The following is a 2,552-nucleotide window of genomic DNA, read 5'->3' on the forward strand; positions in this document are numbered from 1 at the left end:
CTCAATCATTGGTTCCTGTCGACGTCGGCCGCGCGCGAGCTCGGCCTGACCACCAACGGACGCGGCTCGCGCAGCGGCTCCTCCGTTTCGCCGTCCTCGACCAATTTCGCCATCGAGCCCGGCGAGCGCGCGCCGGAGGAACTGATCGCCTCGCTGAAGCGCGGCTTCTACGTCACCGAGGTGTTCGGCCAGGGCGTCGACATGGTGACCGGCGAATACAGCCGTGGCGCTTCCGGCTTCTGGATCGAGAACGGCGCGCTCGCCTATCCGGTGGCCGAGGTGACGATCGCCTCCAACTTGAAGACCATGTTCCTCAACATGGTGCCGGCAAGCGACCTCGACCGCAATTTCGGCACCGCGGCGCCGACGCTCCTGATCGAAGGGATGACCCTTGCCGGTGCTTGACCAGCTTGCCTCGAGCGAGGCGCGTGAAGATCTCGCTCTGCTGCGCCACGCCGCCCGTGAGGCGGGCGCGATCGCCATGCGCTATTTCGGCAACAACCCGCAGGTGTGGATGAAGGGCGGCACCTCGCCGGTGAGCGAGGCCGACCATGCCGCGGACGCCTATCTGCGCGAGACCTTGCTCAAGGCGCGGCCGCATTACGGCTGGCTGTCGGAGGAGACCGCCGACGATCATGCCCGGCTTTTGGCCCGCCGGACCTTTGTCGTCGACCCGATCGACGGAACGCGGGGCTTTCTCGACGGCCTGCATTCCTGGTGCGTCAGCGTCGCCGTGGTCGAGGATGGACGCTCGCTCGGTGGCGTGCTCGAATGCCCGGCCAAGCACGAGACTTATTGGGCGCTGCCGGGCGAGGGCGCTTTCCTCAATGACAAGCGCATCCACGTCCGTGCGCTGGGCGACACCGTCGATATCGGCGGGCCGAAGCCGCTGGTCGACCGCATGCCTGAGGCCTGGCAGGACCGGCTGCGGCGCGCGGCCTACATCCCCTCGCTCGCCTACCGGCTGGCGATGATCGCCAATGGCAAGCTGGATGCGACCTTCGTCAAGCCGAGCGCGCATGACTGGGACATCGCTGCCGCCGACCTGATCCTGGCCGAAGCGGGCGGCTCCCTGCTTGATCGGGGCGGAAAGCCGCCGCGTTATGCCGGCGAGGTGATCAACCACGGCGCGCTCGCCGCCGGCAGCGGCGAACTGCTCGAAGTCGTCGTCGGGGTCATCGCCGGAGCTGACGAAGGGTGAGCCGGTCGCCAGTTCCAAAACCGGCTGCTTTGGTCTAGACCTGTCACAAAACTCATAAGTATGCGAAGGATCGGCATGGCCGTGGAAGACGGAAAGAAACAGCTTTTGCACCTGGTGTTCGGCGGCGAGCTGAAAAAGCTGGGCGGAACCGAGTTTCGTGATCTCGATGCGCTCGACATCGTCGGCATCTACCCCGACTATCGATCGGCGCACGCTGCTTGGAAGGCGAAGGCGCAGGCCAGTGTCGACAATGCCCATATGCGTTATTTCGTCGTTCACCTGCATCGGTTGCTCGACCCGGAAGCAAAGGCAGCCGGTTGACAACGATGGAGCATGAGGCGGTGAAAGGGGCGACGGGGCGCTCCGCCGGGCGAGGCGGGACGCGCACGCTTTGGCGCCGCATCCGCGAGCCGCTCGCCCAGTCGCGATTCGTCAAGAATTTCATCGCCGGCCTGTTCGCCTGGTTCGTCCGCCTGATTCGCATCACCAGCCCGCTGGTCAAAGGATCGACGCAGGTCGCCGGCGGCGCCTATGCGCATCTCGAACCCGGCATCATCGCGCTTTGGCACGGCCAGCATCTCCTGACCCCTGCCTACTATCCCAAGGGCAGGCCGCTGGTCGCCATGGTCTCACGCAGCGCCGATGCCGAGCTCAACGCGCTGATGATCGAGAAATTCGGCATCGAGGCGGTGCGCGGCTCCGGTGGCCGCGACAGTACGAGGCATCTCGACAAGGGTGGCGCCAAGGCTTTGATTGCCCTGAAGAAATCGCTCGCCGCCGATAAGAATGTGGCCATGATCGCCGACATTCCGCATGGCACGCCGCGCGACGCCGGGCTGGGCATCGTGCTTCTGGCGCGGCTTTCCGGCCGGCCGATCCTGCCCTCGGCGATCGCCACCAGCCGCCGCAAGGTGCTGGAAAAGAGCTGGGACAAGACCACCATCAACCTGCCGTTCGGCCGCTCCGCGGTCATCGTCGGAACGCCGGTCTTCGTGCCGGCCGACGCCGACGATGCCGAAATGGAGCGCAAGCGCCAGGAGGTCACCGCTTCCCTCAACGCCGCGACGGCCGAGGCCTACCGCCTCGTGGATGGCGCCAAATGAGCGAGCGCTGGGCGCGCACCGCCCTGACGGCCTACCGTTATGCGGGGGCCGTCGCCTACCCGCTGATCGGACCCTATGTCGCCTGGCGCGCCTCGCGCGGCAAGGAGGACCGCGTTCGCCGCCGCGAGCGCTACGGCGTCGCCGGCCGTCCGCGCCCGGAAGGCCCGGTGATCTGGATCCACGCCGCGAGCGTTGGCGAGACGATCGCCGTCGTGCCGCTGGTGGAATCGATCCTCGACTATGGCGTC

General features: G+C 66.7%; 5 protein-coding genes. All 5 read left to right on the top strand.

Features of this window, described 5'->3' with window-relative positions:
• Positions 1 to 405, top strand: a 405-nt coding sequence (locus EOA29_RS32665) for a metallopeptidase TldD-related protein (protein ID WP_245468646.1), incomplete at its 5' end; no start/stop codon positions are given.
• Positions 392 to 1,201 carry a 3'(2'),5'-bisphosphate nucleotidase CysQ gene (locus EOA29_RS32670; RefSeq protein WP_126094357.1) on the top strand — a complete coding sequence of 270 codons (810 nt, stop codon included), beginning with the start codon at positions 392 to 394 and terminating at the stop codon, positions 1,199 to 1,201. The genes EOA29_RS32665 and EOA29_RS32670, both read left to right, overlap by 14 nt.
• A gap of 75 nt (positions 1,202 to 1,276) precedes the next feature.
• Entirely contained in the window at positions 1,277 to 1,522 is a 246-nt protein-coding gene (locus tag EOA29_RS32675; protein WP_126094356.1) for a DUF4170 domain-containing protein, read from the top strand.
• Between the two features lie 5 nt (positions 1,523 to 1,527).
• Positions 1,528 to 2,304 (top strand): lysophospholipid acyltransferase family protein, encoded by a 777-nt coding sequence (locus EOA29_RS32680; RefSeq protein ID WP_127222159.1) that lies wholly within the window; start codon positions 1,528 to 1,530, stop codon positions 2,302 to 2,304.
• A partial coding sequence (locus EOA29_RS32685; RefSeq protein WP_281061122.1) for a glycosyltransferase N-terminal domain-containing protein occupies positions 2,301 to 2,552 on the top strand: 252 nt, incomplete at its 3' end. The genes EOA29_RS32680 and EOA29_RS32685, both read left to right, overlap by 4 nt.

Source organism: Mesorhizobium sp. M1E.F.Ca.ET.063.01.1.1, assembly GCF_003998155.1.
GTDB lineage: Bacteria > Pseudomonadota > Alphaproteobacteria > Rhizobiales > Rhizobiaceae > Mesorhizobium.